21 protein-coding genes are annotated in these 22,704 nt (G+C 36.3%); all 21 read left to right on the forward strand.

Annotation, left to right across the window (positions count from 1 at the left end; genetic code table 11):
- Positions 1 to 155 precede the first annotated feature (155 nt).
- The 21 genes from lepB (at position 156) to fliI (ending at position 22,703) form a co-directional block, all read left to right on the forward strand.
- Positions 156 to 707: a signal peptidase I gene (gene lepB / locus MKX67_RS10025; protein ID WP_095369548.1), complete on the forward strand. Its 552-nt coding sequence runs from the start codon at positions 156 to 158 to the stop codon at positions 705 to 707.
- Between the two features lie 194 nt (positions 708 to 901).
- Positions 902 to 1,765: a ribosome biogenesis GTPase YlqF gene (gene ylqF, locus MKX67_RS10030; protein ID WP_251161464.1), complete on the forward strand. Its 864-nt coding sequence runs from the start codon at positions 902 to 904 to the stop codon at positions 1,763 to 1,765.
- A gap of 143 nt (positions 1,766 to 1,908) precedes the next feature.
- Positions 1,909 to 2,682: a ribonuclease HII gene (locus MKX67_RS10035; RefSeq protein WP_307314456.1), complete on the forward strand. Its 774-nt coding sequence runs from the start codon at positions 1,909 to 1,911 to the stop codon at positions 2,680 to 2,682.
- Positions 2,683 to 2,690: 8 nt separating this feature from the next.
- Positions 2,691 to 4,454, forward strand: a complete 1,764-nt coding sequence (locus MKX67_RS10040; protein ID WP_307314453.1) for a hypothetical protein — start codon at positions 2,691 to 2,693, stop codon at positions 4,452 to 4,454.
- The gene (locus MKX67_RS10045) at positions 4,451 to 4,762 is read left to right on the forward strand and encodes an EscU/YscU/HrcU family type III secretion system export apparatus switch protein (protein ID WP_095369544.1); all 312 of its coding nucleotides are present in this window, start codon (positions 4,451 to 4,453) and stop codon (positions 4,760 to 4,762) included. The genes MKX67_RS10040 and MKX67_RS10045 overlap by 4 nt, the downstream gene beginning before the upstream one ends.
- Before the next feature lie 248 nt (positions 4,763 to 5,010).
- A complete protein-coding gene (gene sucC, locus MKX67_RS10050) occupies positions 5,011 to 6,171 on the forward strand; it encodes an ADP-forming succinate--CoA ligase subunit beta (protein ID WP_095369543.1) in 1,161 nt (386 codons plus the stop codon).
- 91 nt (positions 6,172 to 6,262) lie between these two features.
- The gene (gene sucD, locus MKX67_RS10055; protein ID WP_095369542.1) at positions 6,263 to 7,165 is read left to right on the forward strand and encodes a succinate--CoA ligase subunit alpha; all 903 of its coding nucleotides are present in this window, start codon (positions 6,263 to 6,265) and stop codon (positions 7,163 to 7,165) included.
- A gap of 87 nt (positions 7,166 to 7,252) precedes the next feature.
- Positions 7,253 to 8,131 (forward strand): DNA-processing protein DprA, encoded by an 879-nt coding sequence (gene dprA, locus MKX67_RS10060; protein ID WP_095369541.1) that lies wholly within the window; start codon positions 7,253 to 7,255, stop codon positions 8,129 to 8,131.
- Positions 8,132 to 8,428: 297 nt separating this feature from the next.
- On the forward strand, positions 8,429 to 10,504 hold the full coding sequence (topA, locus tag MKX67_RS10065; RefSeq protein ID WP_322909227.1) for a type I DNA topoisomerase: 2,076 nt from the start codon (positions 8,429 to 8,431) through the stop codon (positions 10,502 to 10,504).
- A 641-nt stretch (positions 10,505 to 11,145) separates the two neighbouring features.
- Complete coding sequence (trmFO, locus tag MKX67_RS10070; RefSeq protein WP_095369540.1) at positions 11,146 to 12,453, forward strand: FADH(2)-oxidizing methylenetetrahydrofolate--tRNA-(uracil(54)-C(5))-methyltransferase TrmFO; 1,308 nt, start codon at positions 11,146 to 11,148, stop codon at positions 12,451 to 12,453.
- 65 nt (positions 12,454 to 12,518) lie between these two features.
- The gene (gene xerC, locus MKX67_RS10075; protein ID WP_322909228.1) at positions 12,519 to 13,415 is read left to right on the forward strand and encodes a tyrosine recombinase XerC; all 897 of its coding nucleotides are present in this window, start codon (positions 12,519 to 12,521) and stop codon (positions 13,413 to 13,415) included.
- Positions 13,416 to 13,513: 98 nt separating this feature from the next.
- Positions 13,514 to 14,056 carry an ATP-dependent protease subunit HslV gene (hslV, locus tag MKX67_RS10080; RefSeq protein ID WP_095369538.1) on the forward strand — a complete coding sequence of 181 codons (543 nt, stop codon included), beginning with the start codon at positions 13,514 to 13,516 and terminating at the stop codon, positions 14,054 to 14,056.
- 17 nt (positions 14,057 to 14,073) lie between these two features.
- Positions 14,074 to 15,480 carry an HslU--HslV peptidase ATPase subunit gene (gene hslU / locus MKX67_RS10085; RefSeq protein WP_095369537.1) on the forward strand — a complete coding sequence of 469 codons (1,407 nt, stop codon included), beginning with the start codon at positions 14,074 to 14,076 and terminating at the stop codon, positions 15,478 to 15,480.
- A gap of 116 nt (positions 15,481 to 15,596) precedes the next feature.
- Positions 15,597 to 16,376 (forward strand): GTP-sensing pleiotropic transcriptional regulator CodY, encoded by a 780-nt coding sequence (codY, locus tag MKX67_RS10090; protein ID WP_095369536.1) that lies wholly within the window; start codon positions 15,597 to 15,599, stop codon positions 16,374 to 16,376.
- Positions 16,377 to 16,798: 422 nt separating this feature from the next.
- Positions 16,799 to 17,188, forward strand: coding sequence for a flagellar basal body rod protein FlgB (gene flgB / locus MKX67_RS10095; protein WP_095369535.1), 390 nt, complete (start codon positions 16,799 to 16,801; stop codon positions 17,186 to 17,188).
- A 3-nt stretch (positions 17,189 to 17,191) separates the two neighbouring features.
- Positions 17,192 to 17,635 (forward strand): flagellar basal body rod protein FlgC, encoded by a 444-nt coding sequence (gene flgC, locus MKX67_RS10100; protein ID WP_095373475.1) that lies wholly within the window; start codon positions 17,192 to 17,194, stop codon positions 17,633 to 17,635.
- 15 nt (positions 17,636 to 17,650) lie between these two features.
- Complete coding sequence (fliE, locus tag MKX67_RS10105; RefSeq protein ID WP_095369534.1) at positions 17,651 to 17,959, forward strand: flagellar hook-basal body complex protein FliE; 309 nt, start codon at positions 17,651 to 17,653, stop codon at positions 17,957 to 17,959.
- 51 nt (positions 17,960 to 18,010) lie between these two features.
- Complete coding sequence (gene fliF / locus MKX67_RS10110) at positions 18,011 to 19,609, forward strand: flagellar basal-body MS-ring/collar protein FliF (protein ID WP_307314433.1); 1,599 nt, start codon at positions 18,011 to 18,013, stop codon at positions 19,607 to 19,609.
- Positions 19,591 to 20,637, forward strand: coding sequence for a flagellar motor switch protein FliG (fliG, locus tag MKX67_RS10115; RefSeq protein WP_095369532.1), 1,047 nt, complete (start codon positions 19,591 to 19,593; stop codon positions 20,635 to 20,637). The genes fliF and fliG overlap by 19 nt, the downstream gene beginning before the upstream one ends.
- Positions 20,630 to 21,397, forward strand: coding sequence for a flagellar assembly protein FliH (fliH, locus tag MKX67_RS10120; RefSeq protein ID WP_322909229.1), 768 nt, complete (start codon positions 20,630 to 20,632; stop codon positions 21,395 to 21,397). Before fliG ends, fliH begins: the two co-directional genes overlap by 8 nt.
- Positions 21,384 to 22,703 carry a flagellar protein export ATPase FliI gene (fliI, locus tag MKX67_RS10125; protein WP_095369530.1) on the forward strand — a complete coding sequence of 440 codons (1,320 nt, stop codon included), beginning with the start codon at positions 21,384 to 21,386 and terminating at the stop codon, positions 22,701 to 22,703. The genes fliH and fliI overlap by 14 nt, the downstream gene beginning before the upstream one ends.
- The last annotated feature ends 1 nt before the right edge of the window (position 22,704 follow it).

The raw sequence follows: 22,704 nt of genomic DNA on the forward strand, positions 1-22,704 counted from the left end.
CAGTTTGATTCTACTAAATCAAACAATAGTTCATTGTATAGTTGCATCGTCTACTTCTTTTATGTATAAAATAAGAGTATGTCAATAATTGAGAGAATAAAACGCAGCTGTATAAGTGGCTATGCTTTTAAAAGAGAAAGAATGGTGGGGAAACGATGGCTAAGAAGAAAAGTGAATTATGGGAATGGACAAAGGCATTAGTTGTCGCCGTCTTGCTAGCAGCAATTATTAGATATTTTCTTTTTGCACCGATAGTGGTAGACGGATTATCGATGATGCCAACACTGCATGATCAAGACCGAATGATTGTCAATAAATTCAGTTATAAAATTGGAGAGCCTGATCGGTTCGATATCATTGTTTTTCATGCACCAGAAAATAAAGATTATATTAAAAGGGTCATTGGTTTACCTGGAGACAAAATTGAATATAAGGATGATACATTATACGTAAATGGGGAACCTTATGAGGAGCCATATCTTGACGAGTATAAGCAACAAGTAGCTGACGGTCCATTAACAGAGCCATTTACGCTAGAAGAGAAAATCGGCCAAGAAACAGTGCCTGAGGGCCATTTGTTTGTAATGGGTGATAATCGCCGCTTTAGTAAAGATAGCCGTCATATTGGCCCAGTTCCTATGGAAGATGTATTAGGAACTGCTGGAATTATTTATTGGCCGATTGAGGATATTAGATTAATTAAGTAGATTTGAATGAATGATAACATCTAAAACACAATATGGCGCTTAAGGTGATTGCATGATTTCTCTTAACTTAAAGGATGAGTTTATCCTTTTCCTTAAACAAGCGCCATGATTGTGTTTTTTTAGTACGTAATAGGTAATTTAAATGTTTAATAAAGCGTAAATTTGAAATGTGAATTTAAAGGTGATGATACGTAATGACAATACAATGGTTTCCAGGACATATGGCGAAAGCTAGACGAGAAGTAACAGAGAAGTTAAAATTAGTCGATATTATTTTTGAATTGGTTGATGCAAGGATTCCTCTATCTTCACGCAATCCAATGATTGAACAGATTATTCAACAAAAGCCTAGATTAGTATTGCTTAATAAAGCAGATATGGCCGATCCTATCCTAACGAAACAGTGGATTGAATATTTTAAAAGCAAAGGATTAACCGCAATTAGTATTAATTCACAAGATGGTCAGGGTATGAAGGATATTACTCTAGCAGCCAAACAATTACTTCAAGAGAAATTCGACAAGCAAAAAGCAAAGGGAATAAGGCCGCGAGCCATTCGAGCGATGATAGTTGGCATACCTAATGCAGGTAAGTCAACCTTAATTAACCGCCTGGCGAAGAAGAATATCGCTAAAACAGGTAATAAGCCTGGTGTCACGAAGGCACAAAGTTGGATTAAAGTTGGCAAAGAGATGGAGCTACTTGATACGCCAGGGATTTTATGGCCGAAATTCGAAGATCAAGAAATTGGTTTAAAGCTTGCATTAACTGGTGCGATTAAAGATACGATCTTAAATCTACAAGATATTGCTGTTTATGCTCTGAGATTTATGACAGAACACTACCCAGAGAAGTTAGTTGAGAGGTATCAATTAAATGAGCTTCCTGAAGAAATCGTAGAACTATTTGATGAAATTGGCCAAAAAAGAGGCTGCTTAGTGAGCGGTGGTACAGTTGATTATGATAAGGTGACAGAGTTAATCATTAGAGAGTTCCGCTCAGAAAAATTTGGTCGCTTAACATTAGAAAGTCCGAAAGATATAATAGAAGAAGAGTAATGTGTTCATTGAATGGAAAGAAGAATGGAGTAAGTACATTATCCGAGTATAAAGGTCTTAATCATAGGCCTTTATTTTTTCGTCCATAAATGCAAATGTTTAAGAATTTGACCAATCTGTCGATGAAATAGGAGAGTGCAGATATGAAATCGATTAAAGAAATAGAGCAATTATTAAAGAATAGTGATAGAGAAGATGACTACATAAAAACATTAAGATTAGATGAAAGAAAAGGTGTGCAAAAAGCATTAGGACGCTGGGAAAAGCAAATAGAAAAACGAGAAGCCTTACTAGAGAAGTACGAGCTCATGCAAAAATACGAAAAGCTATTTAATAAGGAAGGTTATCGGTTGATCGCCGGTATAGATGAGGTGGGACGAGGACCGTTAGCTGGACCGGTTGTAGCAGCCGCCGTTATTTTACCTGAGAACATTCAGCTTCTAGGTATTGATGATTCAAAAAAACTCTCTGAAGAGAGACGTTTGTATTATTATGAAAGAATTATGGAGGAAGCAACTGCTGTTTCAACATGTATGATCGATCATCATGAAATTGATACAATGAATATTTTAGAGGCATCGAAAAAAGCGATGATACATGCGGTAAATAGTTTACATACTCAACCTGATTTTTTGCTTATTGATGCCGTTAAATTACCCACACCCTACCCGAGTGAATCAATTATAAAGGGCGATAGCAAAAGTATTAGTATTGCTGCTGCATCTGTTGTAGCAAAAGTAGAACGTGACAGGTTGATGAAAGCTTATGATAAACAATTTCCTGACTATGGATTTGCAAAGAATATGGGCTACGGTACAAAGGAACATTTGCGTGCAATTGAAGAAAAAGGAATATCGCCCATTCATCGTCGTAGCTTTGCTCCAGTTAAAGACTATCTAATTGACAATAGAAGGTGATAAGGTTGGTGGAAGTGAATGAATTAACGCTGGTTTCAAAAGACCCAATAAAAAACCAGCCACTCATGTTACGGCCAGGGCAATTGTTAAAGGGCAAAGTTTTGAAGGTGAACGAGGAAAACATGGCTGAAATTCAAATAGGGGCTCAGAAGATTTATGCGAAAACCGCAATCAATCTAATTAACAATAGTGATATTTGGTTTGTGGTGCAAAAGAATGGTGAAGGAATTAACTTACAAATTATCGATGAAAATCAACTTTTAAAAGGCATATCTCCCCAAGCGATTTTACAAACGATGGGAATAAATGCTACACAAGAAAAGGTTGAGCTAGTTAAATGGTTTCAAAGTCGAGAGATTCCACTTACTCAATCACTTGTAAAATCATTTACTCATTGGATGACAGGAGATACAAAACAAGATATCGCTGTGTTTAAAACACTTTTAGATAGACGATTACCATTAACTAAAGAAGTTTTCAACGCCGTACATAGCATGAAAAATGAGCCAACAATCACGTTCGCAATAAACAATCTTCAACATAAGCTTACGCCCTATCTCAATAACGAAACAGCTCAAACACTTGATAACCTTTTAAATAAATTTAACCATCTTTTCAATGATAAAATGTTAACAAGTTTAATGGATGGCTGGCTGAAAAATAGCGTTCAAGCAAAAGAAAGTTTCTCCTTGTTACAAAAGTTAGGTGTATTTTCGTCGAAAAGCAGTGAAGAACAAATCATTCAGCAGCTGTTATATACCAGTTCAGATGAAAAAAATAAAGCAATATTATCTCTTTTACAAAATATACAAAGCGGGGGATTACAAAAACAAACGGCCCCTTTTTTGCTCACATTAACAAAATTGAATCATGCTTTTTCATTTACATGGGAGAGTGGGACTAACTTACAGGCTAGCATAAAAAATGGAGAAATTACATTGCCTTTAAATGCTAACCAGATAACAAGTTTAATAAAGGATGGTCTGGCGAAATTATATGACCATCCATCAATCCCCACCAAGCAAACCTCATTACCACTTGTAGATGTTTATTCTCGTATGCAAGAACAACTTCAAGTGCTAGAAAACATAAATAAAAACGCTTATTCAAAAACGCAACAACTTTTGTATAATATTGCGGAAGAAAACAGGCAGCAATTACATAACCCAGTGATGATAAAGGGTGAACTAAAGCAAATATTAGCTATATTCGGTTTAACTTATGAACAGCAACTTAATGAAAGACAGCCAATTAACATTCAGGCGATTAAACCACTCATTTTACAGTTGATCAAAGAAATCCAGCAACCTGCTCTGAGTGAAGCTGCTAAGGAGTTATTAAATAAAATCACTGGGATGCAGCTACTTTCACATGATACAAATGGACTCTCCCACTTTGCCCTACAGTTGCCATTTCCACTAAGCCCATTCAGTAAACTCCTTTCAATGCAGTGGTCAAGTAAAAGGAAAAAGAATGGGGAAATTGATCCAAGTTTCTGTCGGGTGCTATTTCATTTAAATATGGAAACATTGGGTGAAACCTATATAAAGTTGCAGATTCAAAACAGAGTAATCACGATGAATATTTCAACTGAAAACAAAAAACTGCTCCCAGATACCCAGCCATATGAGGAGCTGATTAAACGTAAATTAAACGAAACGAATTATCAATTAACACAAATTAATTTTTCCGAAATAACAAGTAAAGTAGAAGAGGATAAGACGGATAAGACGGATACATTTCAAATTACAGGTGTTGATATGCGAATATGAATGGACAAAACGCTAAACAAGCAGTTGCCTTAACTTACTCAGAAAAGATGGATGCACCGGTCGTTTCTGCAAAGGGAAAAGGGCTTATTGCAGAAAATATAATAACTGTTGCACAACAGCATGAATTACCGATTCAAGAAGACCCTTCTTTAGTGGAGTTACTAGGAAAATTAAATATGAATGAAAAGATACCTGAAGAGCTGTATCAAGTAGTCGCGGAAGTTTTCGCGTTTATTTATCAAGTAGATAGAAAAGCGAAAGACAAAGAAGTGCGAAATAATGGTGTCCGTTCACTGAATCAACAGTAATACTTTTTGACCCATTCAAGTGGAGTATGGTAATTATTCATCTTTTTGAAAAGGCAAAGTAGTTGAAACAATAATATTTTTTTGAAATAGAAAAAATGCGATGAGATAAAGGCTTAAAGCACTTTTTTTGAATAAGTATTGAATCAGCTGATTGAATATTTCAGCTAATACAGTAGACAACTTTTGTCACATTATATAAAATGTAAACGCAGTCTAATTTTTTGAAGAGTTAGTTAGGAGGATGGGAAATGAATATACATGAGTATCAAGGAAAAGAAGTCCTCAGACAATACGGGGTTGCAGTACCAAATGGTAAAGTAGCATTCACTGTTGAAGAAGCAGTAGAAGCCGCAAAAGAATTAGGTACTGACGTTTGTGTTGTAAAGGCGCAAATCCATGCAGGTGGACGTGGAAAAGCTGGCGGAGTAAAAGTAGCTAAAAACTTGGAAGAAGTGCGTACATATGCTGAAGAAATTCTAGGTAAAACGCTTGTTACTCACCAAACAGGACCAGAAGGAAAAGAAGTAAAACGTTTGCTTATTGAAGAAGGTTGCGACATTCAAAAAGAATATTATGTTGGACTAGTTTTAGACCGTGCAACTTCTCGCGTAACGCTAATGGCTTCTGAAGAAGGCGGAACAGAAATTGAAGAAGTAGCAGAAGCTACTCCAGAGAAAATCTTCAAAGAAGAAATTGATCCAGTTGTTGGATTAACAGCGTTCCAAGCACGTCGTATTGCTTTTAATATTAATATCCCTACAAAGCTTGTAAACCAAGCTGTTAAATTTATGATGGGTCTTTATCAAGCATATGTAGAAAAAGATTGTTCAATTGCTGAAATTAACCCATTAGTTGTAACAGGGGACGGTAAAGTAATGGCCCTTGATGCAAAATTAAACTTCGATAGCAACGCATTATATCGTCGTAAAGACATTTTAGAAATGCGTGATTTAGAAGAAGAAGATACAAAAGAAATTGAAGCTTCTAAATATGACTTAAGCTATATCGCACTTGATGGTAACATTGGTTGTATGGTTAACGGTGCGGGCCTTGCTATGTCTACAATGGACATTATCAAGCATTATGGCGGCGATCCGGCAAACTTCCTTGATGTTGGGGGCGGTGCGACTGCTGAGAAAGTAACTGAAGCATTCAAAATTATCCTTTCTGATGAAAATGTTAAAGGTATTTTCGTTAATATCTTTGGCGGAATTATGAAATGTGATGTTATTGCTACAGGTGTTGTTGAAGCGGCTAAACAAGTTGGATTAGAAGTTCCTCTAGTTGTACGTTTAGAAGGTACAAATGTGGACTTAGGTAAGAAAATTCTTGCTGAATCTGATGTTGAAATCGTTGCAGCAGACTCTATGGCTGACGGAGCGCAAAAAATCGTATCACTTGTAGGATAAGACCTATAGGTAGATGGCGAAAAAAGTGATAATGGGCATAGTGCCTTAGTTATTATTTTTGAGATACGGAAATCAGGAAGGAGAAAAAAACATGAGCGTATTTATTAATAAAGATACAAAAGTGATTGTACAAGGAATTACTGGTTCAACTGCGCTATTCCATACAAAACAAATGCTTGAATATGGTACTAAAATTGTCGGCGGTGTGACTCCTGGTAAAGGTGGCATGGAAGTCGAAGGTGTACCTGTTTTTAATACTGTGAAAGAAGCTGTTGAAGCAACTGGTGCGACTGCATCTGTTATTTATGTCCCAGCACCTTTTGCTGCAGATTCAATCATGGAAGCAACTGATGCTGAATTAGATCTTGCTATCTGTATCACAGAACACATTCCAGTACTTGATATGGTGAAAGTGAAACGTTACATGGAAGGTAAGAAAACGCGTCTAGTTGGACCTAACTGTCCTGGTGTTATTACAGCAGATGAATGTAAAATTGGTATTATGCCAGGATACATTCACAAAAAAGGTCATGTGGGTGTAGTTTCACGTTCTGGTACATTAACTTATGAAGCAGTGCACCAATTATCAGAAGCTGGAATTGGACAAACAACTGCTGTAGGTATTGGTGGAGATCCTGTTAATGGTACAAACTTCATCGATGTACTAAAAGAGTTTAATAATGACCCTGAAACTTATGCAGTTATCATGATTGGTGAAATCGGTGGTACTGCAGAAGAAGAAGCTGCTGAGTGGGTAAAAGCGAACATGACTAAGCCAGTTGTTGGCTTTATTGGTGGTCGTACAGCGCCTCCAGGAAAACGTATGGGCCATGCTGGTGCGATTATTTCTGGTGGTAAAGGAACAGCTGATGAAAAAATCCGTGTAATGAATGAGTGCGGAATACAAGTAGCTGATACACCTTCAGTAATGGGTGAAACACTTATTAAAGTGTTAAAAGAAACTGATCTTTATGATAAATGTAAAACGCATTAATTAATAGATAAAGTCCCCTTTTTAAAGAAGGGGACTTTATTAAATAAAATAATATACTTAAAATTCAGAAAAAAGGAGTGCGTTCTTATGAATGATTTGATGACAACTAAACTACTTACTCTCCATCATTGTCGATCTGTATCGTGGAAAACGCTATATCAAATTGTAAAAGCAGATCCCACCCTTTCCTCCATCTCTTTTCAGCGACCAAACCCTCTCCCTTATTTTCACTTCCTAAATGCAGATACGAGAAAGAAAATTAATGATGAAATTCTTACCTTAAACATGGAAGAGCTACTTTCACAGTACGTATACAACGACATAAAAATCATTTCTATTATGGATGAAAATTATCCTAAGCTTTTGAGAGAAACGTATCAGCCACCTTGGTTTCTCTATGCAAAAGGAGACTTGTCGTTACTCAATATGAAACCAATTCTTTCTGTTGTCGGAAGTCGAAATATGACTGAATACGGAGCGAGAGTCATCGAAGAAATTTTTCCCACACTCATAAAAAGAGGATTTATTATCGCAAGTGGTTTAGCAAAAGGAGTAGATGCCCATGCTCATAAGGTAGCTATGCACTTGAGTGGGCATACGATTGGTGTATTGGGAAGTGGATTTTTTAATATGTATCCAACTGGTAACCGCCATTTATTTCAGCAAATGTCTCATAATCATCTAGTGTTATCAGAGTACCCACCGCATACAAAAGCGGAAAGATGGCATTTTCCAATGAGAAATCGCATAATTAGTGGTATTAGCCGTGCGACTTTAGTCATTGAGGCAAAAAGGAAAAGTGGTTCTCTTATTACTGCTAACTTTGCTGTTCAAGAAGGTAGAGATGTGTTTGCGGTACCAGGAGGCATTCTTTCACCTTTTTTCTCAGGAACGAATGAACTGATTCAAAATGGTGCGAAATTAATACTTTCAGCGGAAGATATTATAGAAGAGCTGGTATATTAGGGGCAAAAATCATAAATTTTACAGGAATTTTTATGAAAAAGGTTGAAATTATTGAAAAACTGTTATACATTTTGCTTCAGAAGTTTGTTTGTATGACAGCAAATGGAGAGGCGATAGTAGCGGTTTAGATTTGACAAAGCTAAATAAATTGATTAATAATAGTGGATATTTCGAAGAACAAATACGATTGAGCATTTAAATAGGTAGAAAATGGTCAATAAATAAGAATAAACATTTATTTAAATGAAAGAAACAGCGGGTTTAGCAAATTTATTCCCTCTTGAGGAGGACAACTGGATGTCAGATTTTCTAGTAATCGTAGAATCCCCAGCTAAAGCAAAAACAATAGAAAGATACTTGGGGAAAAAATATAAAGTGAAAGCATCCATGGGGCATGTAAGGGATTTACCTAAGAGCCAGACGGGTGTAGATGTTGAAAATAATTATGAACCAAAATATATAACGATTCGCGGTAAGGGACCCGTATTAAAAGAGTTAAAAACAGCTGCAAAAAAAGCGAAGAAAATTTATCTCGCAGCTGACCCCGATCGCGAAGGGGAAGCAATTGCATGGCATTTGGCGCATAGCTTAGATATGGATCTTGATTCAAAATGTCGTGTTGTATTTAATGAAATCACAAAAGATGCCATTAAAGAATCTTTTAAACATCCAAGAGCGATTAATATGGATTTAGTTGATGCCCAGCAAGCAAGAAGAATGCTAGATAGGTTAGTGGGCTATAATATTAGTCCACTACTATGGAAAAAGGTTAAAAAAGGGCTTAGCGCCGGTCGTGTACAATCAATTGCCGTTCGTTTAATCCTTGATAGAGAAAAGGAAATTAACAAATTCGAACCAGAAGAATATTGGAGCATAGATGGAGAGTTTGTCAAAGGTAAATCTACTTTTGATGCAAGCTTTTTTGCCCTAAATGGTAAGAAGTTTGAGTTGAAATCTGAAGAAGATGTGCAAGTTGTTTTAAAAGAGTTAAAGAATAATGAGTTTGAAGTAACAGATGTAACGAAAAAGGAGAGAAAGAGAAACCCTGCAGTTCCTTTTACTACATCTTCTCTTCAACAGGAAGCAGCAAGAAAATTAAATTTCCGAGCAAAGAAAACAATGATGCTTGCTCAGCAGCTTTACGAAGGTATTGATTTGGGAAAAGAAGGTACAATCGGATTAATTACTTATATGAGAACGGATTCTACGAGAGTATCTGAAGTTGCTCAAAGTGAAGCAGTGGATTATATTACAAACCAATATGGCAAAGAGTATTTGCCAGCATCAAAAAGAAAAGAAAAGAAAAACGCTAATGCTCAAGATGCACATGAAGCCATCCGACCTACCAGTATATTAAGGGAACCGAATTCGCTGAAAGAGCATCTTTCAAGAGATCAGCTTCGTTTATATCGTTTAATCTGGGAACGTTTTACTGCTAGTCAAATGGCTCCTGCCATAATGGATACAATGAGTGTTGATTTAATCAACGGTCAAGTGACCTTTAGAGCAAATGGTTCAAAGATTAAGTTCCCTGGGTTTATGAAAGTTTATGTCGAAGGAACAGATGATCAGACGGAAGAAAAATCTAATATGCTTCCTAATTTAAAAGAGGGAGATAAAGTCGTTAAGAAGGATATCGAACCGAAACAACACTTTACTCAACCACCTCCAAGATATACTGAAGCAAGGTTAGTCAAAACGCTTGAAGAACTAGGTATAGGTAGACCATCAACTTTTGCACCGACGTTAGATACAATTCAGAAGCGCGGCTATGTCACATTAGATAATAAACGTTTTGTGCCAACTGAATTAGGAGAAGTTGTTTCCGTACTATTAATGGAGTTTTTCCCTGAGATATTAGACGTGGAATTTACTGCAAAAATGGAACAAGATCTGGATTATATTGAAGAGGGAAAAGAAAATTGGGTTAAAATCATTGATGAATTTTATCAAGGTTTTGAAAAACGATTAGAAGTAGCAGAGAAAGAAATGCAGGAAATAGAAATTAAAGACGAACCTGCGGGAGAAGATTGTGAACAATGTGGAAGCCCGATGGTATACAAAATGGGACGCTATGGCAAGTTTATGGCTTGCAGTAACTTTCCAGAGTGTCGCAATACAAAGGCAATAGTGAAGGAAATCGGTGTGAAATGCCCTACTTGTAAAGAAGGTAATATCATTGAGAGAAAAAGCAAAAAGCGCCGTATCTTTTATGGTTGTGACCGCTACCCTGAGTGTGAGTTTATTTCATGGGATAAGCCGATAGCAAGAAGCTGTCCGAAATGTGAATCACTACTTGTTGAGAAAAAACTGAAAAAGGGTGTACAAGTACAGTGTGTTGACTGCGACTATAAAGAAGAGAAACAAGGATAAATTGAAGTGAGCAATGGTTTGCTCATTCCTAATAAAAAAGTATATGTGCACATAGAAACGAACAATTATTAATTATTTATATTAATTGTTCGTTTTTTTTATATTAAAAGCATATTTTTGTGTGTTCAAAAAAACGAATTGGTTTTAAAGAAGATAGGGTTTTTTTCGAAGTCATATAAAGATCTTGTTTAATTGAATTTGAGAGATGTGAATATGAAAGTAAAGATAAATCGTCGTTCCTATTTTAAAAACAACTAACTATTTAATATCTTATAACTGTTCTATATCAGTAATAATGAATGATGGAATCAAAATACAATTTGAAGTTTTTGTGAAGTATTAGAATGAAATGTTATCAAATGAGATGATAAAAATGCGATGATTGTGGTAAAGATGGTTAAGAGACTGAAAGCAATAACATCATGTATTCTATGAAAAAACGGTAAAATCACACAGTGGATGGACAAATGATTTTTTGAGATAGACAACGGTTAAAAAAATACTTTATGCTTTCAAATTTTTTTGTAATATTGTACAATGCAATTTGGGATTAAAAGATTACACTCGTTTATGATTTAGTTAAAACGAACAATTAAATGAATGATATAAATTATTTTACAATAAGTAAGGAGAATTAATTAATGACTGAACAGGTAGTAAACGTAGTTGGGGCTGGGTTAGCTGGAAGTGAAGCCGCTTGGCAAATTGCTAAACGAGGCATTCAAGTACGCTTATATGAAATGAGACCAGTTAGACAAACAGCAGCTCATCATACAGATAAATTTGCTGAATTAGTTTGTAGTAATTCTTTAAGAGCCAACAATTTAACGAATGCTGTAGGTGTATTAAAAGAAGAAATGAGACAATTAAATTCTGTGATTATTTCTTCAGCAGATGAAAGTGCAGTTCCTGCAGGTGGTGCTTTAGCTGTTGACCGCCATGACTTCGCTGCGAGGGTAACTGAAGCAGTGAAGAATCACCCGAATGTGACAGTGATAAATGAGGAAGTAACGGATATTCCTGAAGGGATTACTGTTATTGCGACAGGCCCATTAACAAGTGAATTACTTTCTGAAAAACTACGTGAACTGTCTGGGGAAGATTATCTTTATTTTTATGATGCAGCGGCACCAATTATCGAAAAAGATTCCATTAATATGGATAAAGTCTATTTGAAATCTCGTTATGATAAAGGGGAAGCAGCTTATTTAAATTGTCCGATGAACGAGGAAGAGTTCAATGTATTTTACGAAGCGTTAATTAATGCTGAAACTGTGCCGTTAAAAGAATTTGAGAAGGAAATCTTTTTTGAAGGTTGTATGCCTATCGAAGTGATGGCATCTCGTGGAAAGAAAACAATGCTCTTTGGACCGATGAAACCTGTTGGTTTAGAGGATCCTAAAACAGGGAAGAGGCCATATGCTGTTGTTCAATTACGTCAAGATGATGCAGCAGGTACACTTTATAATATTGTTGGATTCCAAACGCATTTAAAATGGGGGCCACAAAAAGAGGTACTTCGTTTAATACCAGGTTTAGAAAATGCTGAAATTGTAAGATACGGTGTCATGCATAGAAATACTTTTATTAATTCTCCTAAAGTGCTTAAATCAACTTATCAATTCAAGAATAGAGAATCTTTATTCTTTGCTGGGCAAATGACTGGCGTAGAAGGATATGTTGAATCAGCTGCTAGTGGGTTAATTGCAGGGATTAATGCTGCCCGACTTGTGAAAGGGCAAGAAACAGTAGAGTTTCCGATTGAGACTGCTATTGGGAGTATGGCAAGATATATTGCTAATGCCAATCCGAAGAATTTCCAGCCTATGAATGCCAATTTTGGTTTATTCCCAGAGTTAGAAAAAAGAATTAAAGGTAAGCAGGAGAGAAATGAACAACATGCTAATCGAGCATTAGAGACAATTCAGAACTTTGTGAAAAATATGTAAATTTTCTTGCGTGGGTTGCTTAAATATGATAGTATGATGAAGCCCTTGTGAGGTGAGTACAAAAAATGAGCGAAAATGTGAACATTTCTTTAAAGTTATTTATCGAATATTTACAAATCGAAAAGAATTATTCACAATATACAATTGAGCATTATCAGACGGATATAAAAGGATTTTTTATGTTCATGGCTGAACAAGGTTTGAAAATGTTAAATGATGTCGAATATATGGATGTTCGATTATTTCTAACAAAGCTTTATCAAGAAGGTTTAGCTCGAAAGACTATTGCTCGTAAAATTTCCTGCTTAAGAAGCTTTTTTAAGTTATTAGTACGAGAAGGTATGGTTAACGATAATCCTTTCCAATTAACATCCATCCCAAAAGGTGATAAAAGACTACCGCAGTTTTTTTATGAAGAAGAGATGGAACAACTCTTTAATAGTGTAGAGGTAGATACAGCACTTGGCCAAAGAAATATGGCGATTTTAGAAGTGATGTATGCAACAGGCATAAGGGTAGCTGAATGTGCTTCTATACAGCTGAGTGATATTGATTTGGATATTTCCGTTATTCTTATTCATGGAAAAGGGAAAAAAGATCGATACATACCATTCGGAAGTTTTGCTCACGATGCTCTTTTAAAATATTGTCATGATGGACGTCTAAAACTCCAAAAAGAGAAGAGCAACCATTTATTTTTAAACCACCGTGGTGGCGCATTAACTGACCGCGGTATAAGAGGTATATTAAATAAATTGATTGAAAAGTCGTCTCTAGAAGGTGGCATCCATCCCCATAAGATTAGGCATTCATTTGCTACACATTTAATGTCAAATGGGGCTGATATGAGAACAGTTCAAGAGCTTTTAGGTCATGCTTTTCTTTCATCAACGCAAATTTACACACATGTTACACCTGATTACTTGAAAAAGACATATAATCAGTATCATCCTAGAGCATAGATTTTAAAGAAGTTTAACTATATGATGGATAAACGAATAGTCATACTCATATATAGTCTATAGTGGATTATTAACATACTCCAAAAGGAGGAATAAACATGTCACAATTTCATGCAACAACAATTTTTGCAGTACAACACAATGGCGAATATGCAATGGCTGGAGATGGACAGGTTACATTTGGTGAATCGGTTGTCATGAAACATACTGCAAGAAAGGTAAGAAAGCTTGCAAATGGCAAAGTGATCGCCGGATTTGCAGGGTCTGTTGCCGACGCATTTACTTTATTCGAGAAGTTCGAAGGAAAGCTTGAAGAATATAACGGTAACTTGCAGAGAGCGGCTGTAGAGCTTGCTAAAGAGTGGAGAAGCGATAAGGTTCTTCGGAAACTAGAAGCGCTTTTAATTGTTATGAATAAAGACGGTTTATTACTCGTATCAGGAACAGGTGAAGTCATTGAACCTGACGATGGTGTACTAGCAATCGGTTCAGGTGGTAATTATGCATTAGCAGCAGGTCGATCTTTAAAGAGATTTGCAGGTGAACATTTAACAGCTCGGGAAATTGCAAAAGCTTCGCTTGAAATGGCTGCAGAAATTTGTGTATATACTAACCACAATATTATTGTGGAAGAACTGTAAAACAAAGGAGTGCTAAAATGGTTAAAATGACAAGTTTAACACCCCGTCAAATTGTCGAAAGACTTGACCAGTTCATAATCGGTCAAAAAAATGCCAAGAAAGCTGTAGCAGTTGCATTAAGAAATAGATATCGTAGAAGCCTACTGCATGAAGAGCTTCGTGATGAAGTAAGTCCTAAGAATATTTTAATGATTGGACCAACAGGAGTTGGTAAAACTGAGATTGCTAGAAGGATTGCGAAATTAGTTGGTGCTCCATTTGTTAAGGTAGAGGCAACGAAATTCACTGAAGTGGGTTATGTAGGTAGAGATGTAGAATCTATGGTTAGAGATTTAGTTGAGACATCTGTACGACTTGTGAAAGAAGAAAAGGTAGCAAGTGTGCAAGAAATAGCAGAGAAAAATGCTAATCGCCGCATTGTCGAATTGCTCGTACCTAGTAATAAAAAGTCCGCCAATTATAAGAACCCATTAGAAATGTTTTTTGGTGGTGGGAATGATCAACAAGAGAGCGATCATGAGCAACAAGATGATCAGTCAATTCAGCAAAAGCGTAAAGTAGTGAAAACAAAGCTTGAAAATTTAGAGCTAGAAGATGAAATAATCACTGTTGAAATAGAAGAACAGCAACCGTCTATGTTTGATATGCTCCAAGGTTCGGGTATGGAACAAATGGGGATGAATATGCAAGATGCACTTGGTGGATTAATGCCAAAGAAAAAGAAGAAGCGAAAACTTACAGTAAGCGAAGCTAGAAAAGTTTTAACGAACGAAGAAGCACAAAAGCTTATTGATATGGATGAAGTAGGTTCTGAAGCCATCTATAGAGCAGAGCAATCTGGTATGATCTTTATCGATGAAATTGATAAAATCGCAAGTAAAAACTCAGGTGGCTCCTCAGCAGATGTTTCTCGCGAGGGTGTGCAAAGAGATATTCTTCCTGTCGTTGAAGGATCAACTGTTGTAACGAAATATGGTACAGTAAAAACCGATCACGTCTTATTCGTTGCAGCTGGGGCATTCCATACCGCTAAACCGTCTGATTTAATACCTGAATTGCAAGGACGTTTCCCAATTAGAGTCGAATTGACAAAATTAACTGTGGATGATTTTGTGAAAATATTAGTTGAGCCTGATAATGCCTTGATCAAACAATATCAAGCTTTATTAGAAACAGAAGGTATACAAATTGAATTTTCTGACGATGCTATACGTAGGATTGCAGAATTTGCTTATGATGTAAATCAAAATACCGATAATATTGGAGCAAGACGATTGCAAACGATTATGGAAAAAATGCTTGAAGACCTTTCGTTTGAAGCGCCTGAGGTAACATTAGAGAAGATTGTGATTACGCCACAATATGTAGAAGAGAAGCTCGGGGAAATTTCTAAGAATAAAGATTTAAGTCAATTTATATTATAATCCTTATTTGATGAAATTTCATTGTACTCCTAATCAAGCAAATCTTAGCAAAAAAAAAAGTAACGAAACATTCAAGGGATTGAAATAATGTTCCAAAGTTATAGGAGGAAAAATCAATGAATTTATTAAAAAAATCAAGAACAATTAATGCAATGCTACAAAAGGCTGCAGGTAAGCCAGTTAACTTCAAAGAAATGGCAGAAACTTTAAGTGTTGTTATCGAAGCAAATATCTACGTAGTAAGCCGTAGAGGTAAACTATTAGGATATGCTGCGAATCAACAAATCGAAAATGAGCGAATGAAGAAAATGCTTGAAGATCGTCAGTTCCCAGAAGAGTACACTAAAAACTTATTTAACATTCAAGAGACATCATCTAATTTAGATGTGAATAGTGAATATACTGCATTCCCTATCGAAAATAAGGAGTTATTTGGCGCTGGCTTAACGACAATTGTTCCTATTATCGGTGGAGGAGAACGTTTAGGTACCCTCATTCTTGCAAGAGTGGAAGATGCCTTTGAAGATGATGATTTAGTTTTAGCTGAATATGGTGCTACAGTAGTAGGTATGGAAATTCTTCGTGAAAAAGCAGAAGAAATTGAAGAAGAAGCTAGAAGTAAAGCAGTTGTACAAATGGCGATTAGCTCTTTATCATACAGTGAGTTAGAAGCAATTGAGCATATCTTTGAAGAGTTAGACGGAAAAGAAGGTCTATTAGTTGCTTCAAAGATTGCCGATAGAGTAGGAATCACACGTTCTGTTATCGTTAATGCACTAAGAAAATTAGAAAGTGCTGGCGTAATTGAATCAAGATCATTAGGGATGAAAGGTACTTATATTAAAGTATTGAACGATAAATTCCTTTTCGAATTAGAAAAATTAAAATCTAACTAAGAAGTAAAATAAAAAAAGTTTAAAAATAACACGGAGACGCAGTGATGCGTTACCGTGTTATTTTTATGGTGTCAAATTTTTCTGTGTTACAACTTTATTACGAACGAAATAATAAAGTAATAACGAATAAAGTAGAACTTTAAACCTATTTTTAATAAACATAATCATTATAGTTCTTTATACCTATTAAATAATATATTCGAACGCTTGATTCAACTGATAATGAATAGCGTTTTAAAAAAAACGGAAAAATGAAGCGTATTTATACCTAGGAAGAAAAATGTCGAAAATAGGACAAAAGAATTACCAAAAAACCCTTCTAGGTCATAGACTTATTATTTCATATTCTTTACAATGATGATAGATGAATTTATTAGTAAGTGCTAATTGGGGAGAATTTTGGAAAAAACGAGGTGAAGTTTGTGAAAGTCTTCTCACAATCCATGTCGATTATTGAAAACGCAATTCAACAAACATCGACAAAACAAAAGGTGATCTCGCAAAATATCGCGAATGTTGACACCCCAGGATATAAAGCGAAGGATGTAAGCTTCAAATCTGCTTTTGATTCCGCATTATCTAACATGAATACATATAAAACGGATGAAAGGCATTTTGATTTGACGCCATCTAATTTAAATACCACAGTCTTAACGAAGAAAAATGTAACATATAACGAAAGTGGTAACAGCGTAGATATGGATCAAGAAATGTCAGAGCTTGCAGCAAACCAAATTCAATATAACGCATTGGTTGATCGCATGAGTAGTAAGTTTAATGGACTTGAAAACGTAATTAAGGGAGGTAGATAATTGATGACTATCTTTCATAGTTTGGATACAACAGCTTCCGCACTGACAGCGCAAAGGTTAAGGATGGATGTCATCTCTTCAAATATGGCGAATGCTGATTCTACTCGCAGCGTGACTGGGGAAGACCCTTATAGGAGAAAATCCGTCGTGCTTCAAGCGAAAGATAACGGCTTTTCATCATTTTTACAAACCGCAATAAATGAAAAAAGTCAAACAGGTAATGGTGTAAAGGTAACGAGAATTGTTGAAGATGAAACACCTTTTGAACTCGTCTATAATCCATCTCATGCTGATGCTAACGCAGAAGGGTATGTAGAAATGCCAAATGTGGATCCATTAAGAGAAATGGTAGATTTGATGAGTGCAACACGTTCATATGAAGCAAACGTCACTGTATTTAATGCGAATAAGAATATGCTCTTGAAGGCATTGGAAATAGGTAAATAAGAAGGAGACTAAGAGATGAATATTAATAGCTTCTCTCCCGTCGTACATACAAATAGTCCGAATAATGCTCAAAATGTAAAAGAGATTACACCGAGTGATGCACATAATAGCTTTGCTTCGGCTTTGAAAAATGCAATTGGTAGTGTAAATGAAAGGCAAATAGCATCGGATGAAATGACGACAAAGCTTGCTACGGGGCAGGATGTTGATCTCCACGACGTAATGATCACCGCTCAAAAAGCGAGTGTATCCATGTCTTTAACACTAGAAGTGCGTAACAAGGCAGTCGAAGCATATCAAGAGATGATGAGAATGCAAGTGTAAATCATGCATTCTCGTCTAATGAATAACCAAGGACCATCGGGGGATTTTTAGATGAAAGATTCTTTGCAAGCATATGGTACAAAGGTGAGAACGTTCTGGGATGCGAAAACAAAGGGGCAAAAGGCTTTAATAATCGGTGCTCCGTTATTATTAATCATTGGTATTAGTATCATTGTTTTTCTTTCGACCAGAACCACCTTAGTCCCACTATATAGTAACCTGACACCCTCAGAAACAGGCAGTATAAAGGAAAATTTAGATGCTAAGGGGATTAAGTCAGAAATCGTTGAAGGTGGTACAGCTATTAAAGTACCAGAAGAACAAGTAGATAGCCTCATGGTAGAGCTAGCTGCAGAAGGAATCCCAGATAGCGGTAATATTGATTACTCATTTTTTAGTCAAAATGCTGGAATCGGGATGACGGAAAATGAATTTGACGTGATGAAACTAGATGCGATGCAGTCTGAATTAGCAGAGTTAATGAAAGGTATTGATGGTATTAACAACGCTAAAGTCATGATAAACATGCCTGAATCTGGTGTGTTTTTAAATGAAACAGAGGAACAAGCATCGGCGTCTATCGTTTTAAACACGGATCCAGGTTATAAATTTGAAAATCAACAAATCCAAGCACTCTATCATTTAGTGTCTAAAAGTGTACCTAATTTACCTACTGATAATATCGTCATAACTAATCAAAACTTTGAGTACTTTGATTTGAAAAACAGTGAAGAATTTTCGACAGGCAATCAATTTGCTGTACAACATGAAATAAAAAAAGAAATCGAAAAGGATATCCAACGTCAAGTGCAAACGATGCTAGCTACATTAATGGGTCAAGAAAAAGTAGTGGTGTCTGTTACAGCAGATGTCGATTTCACACAAGAGAATAGAGAAGAAAATCTTGTCGAACCAGTAGATGAAGAGAATATGGAAGGAATAGCCATTAGTGCACAAAAGCTAACAGAAACCTTTACAGGGAATGGAGATACAGAAGGAGGTATCCCGCAAAGTGAAGATGGTGCGGATGCACTCGGCTCTTCTTATGTTGAAGGTTCAAATAGCAACGGCGATTATGAAAAAATAGAAGAAACAATTAATAATGAAGTAAACAGAATAAGAAAAGAAATTGTTGAAAGCCCATATAAAGTAAGGGATTTGGGCATTCAAGTAATGGTGGAACCACCTGATGCTAATAATCCAAATTCATTGCCACAAGATCGGATTAATGATATAACGCAAATCTTATCAACCATTATCCGTACATCCATCGATAAAGACACATTGGATGAAACGTTAACCGATGAAGAGCTACAAAATAAAATAGCTGTCTCCGTTCAAGAGTTCAATGGAAAAGTTGAGTTTCCAAATGAAGAAACAGGAACGATTCCTTGGTGGATATATTTGGTTGTAGGGTTACTATTATTGGTAATTATATTATTACTATGGTTATTCTTACGTAATAAAAAAGAGAAAGAAGAAGATATTGTAGAGTATGAAGTGGAAGAGCAATTAAATGATTCTATTCCTGATGTACATCAGGAAAAGGAAACAGAGGCAAGCATCCGAATCAAGCAATTAGAGAAGCTAGCTAAAGAGAAACCGGAAGACTTTGCCAAGCTCCTAAGAACATGGATTACGGAAGATTAGGAGGCCAGTCAAGCGTGAAAAGGGAGAAGAAAAATCTTTCAGGACGGCAAAAAGCAGCCATTTTATTAATATCTTTAGGTCCAGATATTGCTTCTAATGTGTATAAGCATTTAAGTGAAGAAGAAATTGAAAAGTTGACTTTAGAAATATCCGGTGTAAGAAAAGTAGACACTGAGGCAAAAGAAGAAGTGCTAGATGAATTTCATCAAATCGCTCTTGCTCAAGATTACATTGCGCAAGGGGGTATCGGATACGCGAAGACTGTGCTCGAAAAGGCATTAGGAAACGAGCAAGCAACAGCGATAATAAATCGTTTAACTTCCTCGCTTCAAGTGAGACCATTCGATTTTGCCAGAAAAGCTGACCCAACACAAATATTGAATTTTATTCAGAATGAACATCCGCAAACCATTGCGTTAATTCTTTCCTATTTAGAACCACAGCAGGCTGGTCAAATACTGTCGGAATTACCTCAAAATACGCAAGCGGATATTGCTAGAAGAATCGCAGTAATGGATGGCACTTCTCCTGAAATTATTAATGAGGTCGAACAAATTTTAGAAAGAAAGCTGTCCGCTACTGTTACACAAGATTATACGCAAACTGGTGGAGTCGAGTCTGTAGTAGAAGTGCTCAATGGCGTGGATCGTTCAACTGAACGTACGATTCTTGATGCATTAGAAATTCAAGATCCAGATTTAGCTGAAGAAATAAAGAAAAGAATGTTTGTGTTTGAGGATATTGTTACGCTTGATAATAAAGCCATTCAACGAGTGATAAGAGATTGTGCAAGTGAAGATCTCATGCTTTCTTTGAAAGTGTCTAGTGAAGAAGTAAAAGAGATTATTTATAAAAATATGTCACAGCGTACTGTAGATACATTTAAAGAGGAAATGGAATTTTTAGGACCAGTTCGACTTCGAGAAGTCGAAGAAGCACAATCAAGAATTGTCGCAATTGTACGCAGACTGGAAGAAGCTGGGGAAATCATCGTCGCTAGAGGCGGAGGGGATGATATTATTGTCTAGGTTATTTAAACATTCTACTCACGATTACTTAAGCGAAGAGGAGCAAATAACAATCTCTATTCGGCCGATGTTTAAACAATCAGAGGATCATCCATCACAGCAGATGTCTGCCTATTATGACCAGGTGATTAATGAAGCAGAGAAGAGAGCGGAAGAAATTATCCAATCGGCAAATCAGCATGCTGATCGCATATATCAAACAGTTCAAGAAGAAAAGGAAAAGGCAAAAGAAGAACAAGAATTGGTACGTAAAGAGGCATATGAGGAAGGTTACCTCACCGGGATGAGTAAAGGTAAAGAAGATGGATTTAACTCATATACCTCTAGATTAGCAGAAGTAAAAGAGATAATTAATGCAGCAAAAACTGATTATGAAGAAACTATTCAGTCAGCGGACCGAACGATATTAACGATTAGTATGAATGTAGCAGAAAAAATCATTGCCACGGAATTAACTCATCATTCGGAGCACTATCAATCTTATGTAAAAAACGCATTAAGAGAAGCAAAGCATTACAAAAACATTAAACTTATTGTTCATCCTGATAAATATCTAGAGTTATTAAGCTATAAGGATGAACTTAAGGCAATGTTACCTGTTGAAGCTGGCCTGTATATCCTTCCCGATGAAGAACTTTCTGTAGTAGATTGTGTAATTGATTCAGATAATGGTCGAATTGATGCCACATGTAAAAGTCAAATAGACGAGATCAAAGAAAGACTATCAGAATGGTTGGAGACCCATCATGAACTTGGATAAGTTATTAGAGGAAATTCATGATACAGATAGTTTCAAAAAATACGGGAGGGTCAAGAGAGTTGTTGGCCTAATGATTGAATCTCAAGGGCCGGTTAGTTCCATTGGTGATGTTTGCTATATTCATGTGCAAGGTAAGAAGAGTAGGAAGATACGTGCAGAAGTGGTCGGATTTAAAGATGAGAATATTATTCTTATGCCATATACAACAGTTACTGATATATCACCTGGTAGTTTAGTAGAAACAACAGGAAAACCGTTAGAAATTAAAGTTGGGACTTCTCTTGTAGGGAATGTCCTTGATTCCTTGGGACAACCATTAGACGGGTCTCTACTTCCAAAAGGATTAAGAGAGGTGCCAACAGAACAAGAGCCACCAAATCCTCTCTTGCGACCACCCATTAGCGAACCAATTGAAGTAGGCGTTCGGTTGATTGATAGTTTACTAACAGTTGGTAACGGCCAAAGAGTGGGCATTTTTGCAGGTAGTGGTGTTGGTAAAAGCACTCTACTCGGCATGATTGCCAGAAATACAAAAGCAGACATTAATGTCATCGCTTTAATTGGTGAAAGAGGAAGAGAAGTCCGTGAGTTTATCGAGAGAGATCTTGGTCCTGAAGGATTAAAACGTTCAATTGTCATTGTAGCTACCTCGGATCAACCGCCATTAATGAGAATAAAAGGTGCCTATACAGCGACAGCCATTGCAGAGTATTTTCGTAGCAAAGGCATGAAGGTTATGATGCTAATGGATTCTGTTACTCGGGTAGCAATGGCACAACGGGAGATAGGTTTAGCAATTGGCGAACCTCCGACAACAAAAGGCTATACGCCATCAGTTTTTTCTGTTTTACCTAAGCTGTTAGAGAGAACTGGCACCTCCATAGAGGGCTCTATCACTGCCTTTTATACAGTGCTTGTTGATGGTGATGATATGAATGAACCAATTGCTGATACTGTGAGAGGTATATTGGATGGTCATTATGTGTTAGATAGAGAACTCGCTAATAAAGGACAATATCCTGCTGTAGATGTACTCAAAAGTATCAGTCGTGTAATGAATCAAATTAGTAGTAAGAGGCATATAAAAGCAGCTGAGAGCTTAAGAGAATCACTTAGTACTTATAGGCAATCAGAGGATTTAATTAATATCGGTGCATATAAGAAAGGGTCATCACAAGAAATAGATCGAGCGATTGCTTTATATCCACAAATTTTAAATTTTCTTAAACAACAAACGGATGAAAAAGTGACGATTGATGATGGAATTGAACAACTATTTGCGCTAGTTGGAGAAGGAGCACAGTAAC

The organism is Cytobacillus sp. FSL W7-1323, from assembly GCF_038595015.1.
Taxonomy (GTDB): domain Bacteria; phylum Bacillota; class Bacilli; order Bacillales; family Cytobacillaceae; genus Cytobacillus; species Cytobacillus kochii.

Bases quoted from the DNA above. Each gene is read 5' to 3' on its own strand.
- lepB (WP_095369548.1), top strand. From the start codon at position 156: ATGGCTAAGAAGAAAAGTGAATTATGGGAATGGACAAAGGCATTAGTT.
- ylqF (WP_251161464.1), top strand. From the start codon at position 902: ATGACAATACAATGGTTTCCAGGACATATGGCGAAAGCTAGACGAGAA.
- MKX67_RS10035 (WP_307314456.1), top strand. From the start codon at position 1,909: ATGAAATCGATTAAAGAAATAGAGCAATTATTAAAGAATAGTGATAGA.
- MKX67_RS10045 (WP_095369544.1), top strand. From the start codon at position 4,451: ATGAATGGACAAAACGCTAAACAAGCAGTTGCCTTAACTTACTCAGAA.
- sucC (WP_095369543.1), top strand. From the start codon at position 5,011: ATGAATATACATGAGTATCAAGGAAAAGAAGTCCTCAGACAATACGGG.
- sucD (WP_095369542.1), top strand. From the start codon at position 6,263: ATGAGCGTATTTATTAATAAAGATACAAAAGTGATTGTACAAGGAATT.
- dprA (WP_095369541.1), top strand. From the start codon at position 7,253: ATGAATGATTTGATGACAACTAAACTACTTACTCTCCATCATTGTCGA.
- topA (WP_322909227.1), top strand. From the start codon at position 8,429: ATGTCAGATTTTCTAGTAATCGTAGAATCCCCAGCTAAAGCAAAAACA.
- trmFO (WP_095369540.1), top strand. From the start codon at position 11,146: ATGACTGAACAGGTAGTAAACGTAGTTGGGGCTGGGTTAGCTGGAAGT.
- xerC (WP_322909228.1), top strand. From the start codon at position 12,519: ATGAGCGAAAATGTGAACATTTCTTTAAAGTTATTTATCGAATATTTA.
- hslV (WP_095369538.1), top strand. From the start codon at position 13,514: ATGTCACAATTTCATGCAACAACAATTTTTGCAGTACAACACAATGGC.
- hslU (WP_095369537.1), top strand. From the start codon at position 14,074: ATGGTTAAAATGACAAGTTTAACACCCCGTCAAATTGTCGAAAGACTT.
- codY (WP_095369536.1), top strand. From the start codon at position 15,597: ATGAATTTATTAAAAAAATCAAGAACAATTAATGCAATGCTACAAAAG.
- flgC (WP_095373475.1), top strand. From the start codon at position 17,192: ATGACTATCTTTCATAGTTTGGATACAACAGCTTCCGCACTGACAGCG.
- fliE (WP_095369534.1), top strand. From the start codon at position 17,651: ATGAATATTAATAGCTTCTCTCCCGTCGTACATACAAATAGTCCGAAT.
- fliF (WP_307314433.1), top strand. From the start codon at position 18,011: ATGAAAGATTCTTTGCAAGCATATGGTACAAAGGTGAGAACGTTCTGG.
- fliG (WP_095369532.1), top strand. From the start codon at position 19,591: ATGGATTACGGAAGATTAGGAGGCCAGTCAAGCGTGAAAAGGGAGAAG.
- fliI (WP_095369530.1), top strand. From the start codon at position 21,384: ATGAACTTGGATAAGTTATTAGAGGAAATTCATGATACAGATAGTTTC.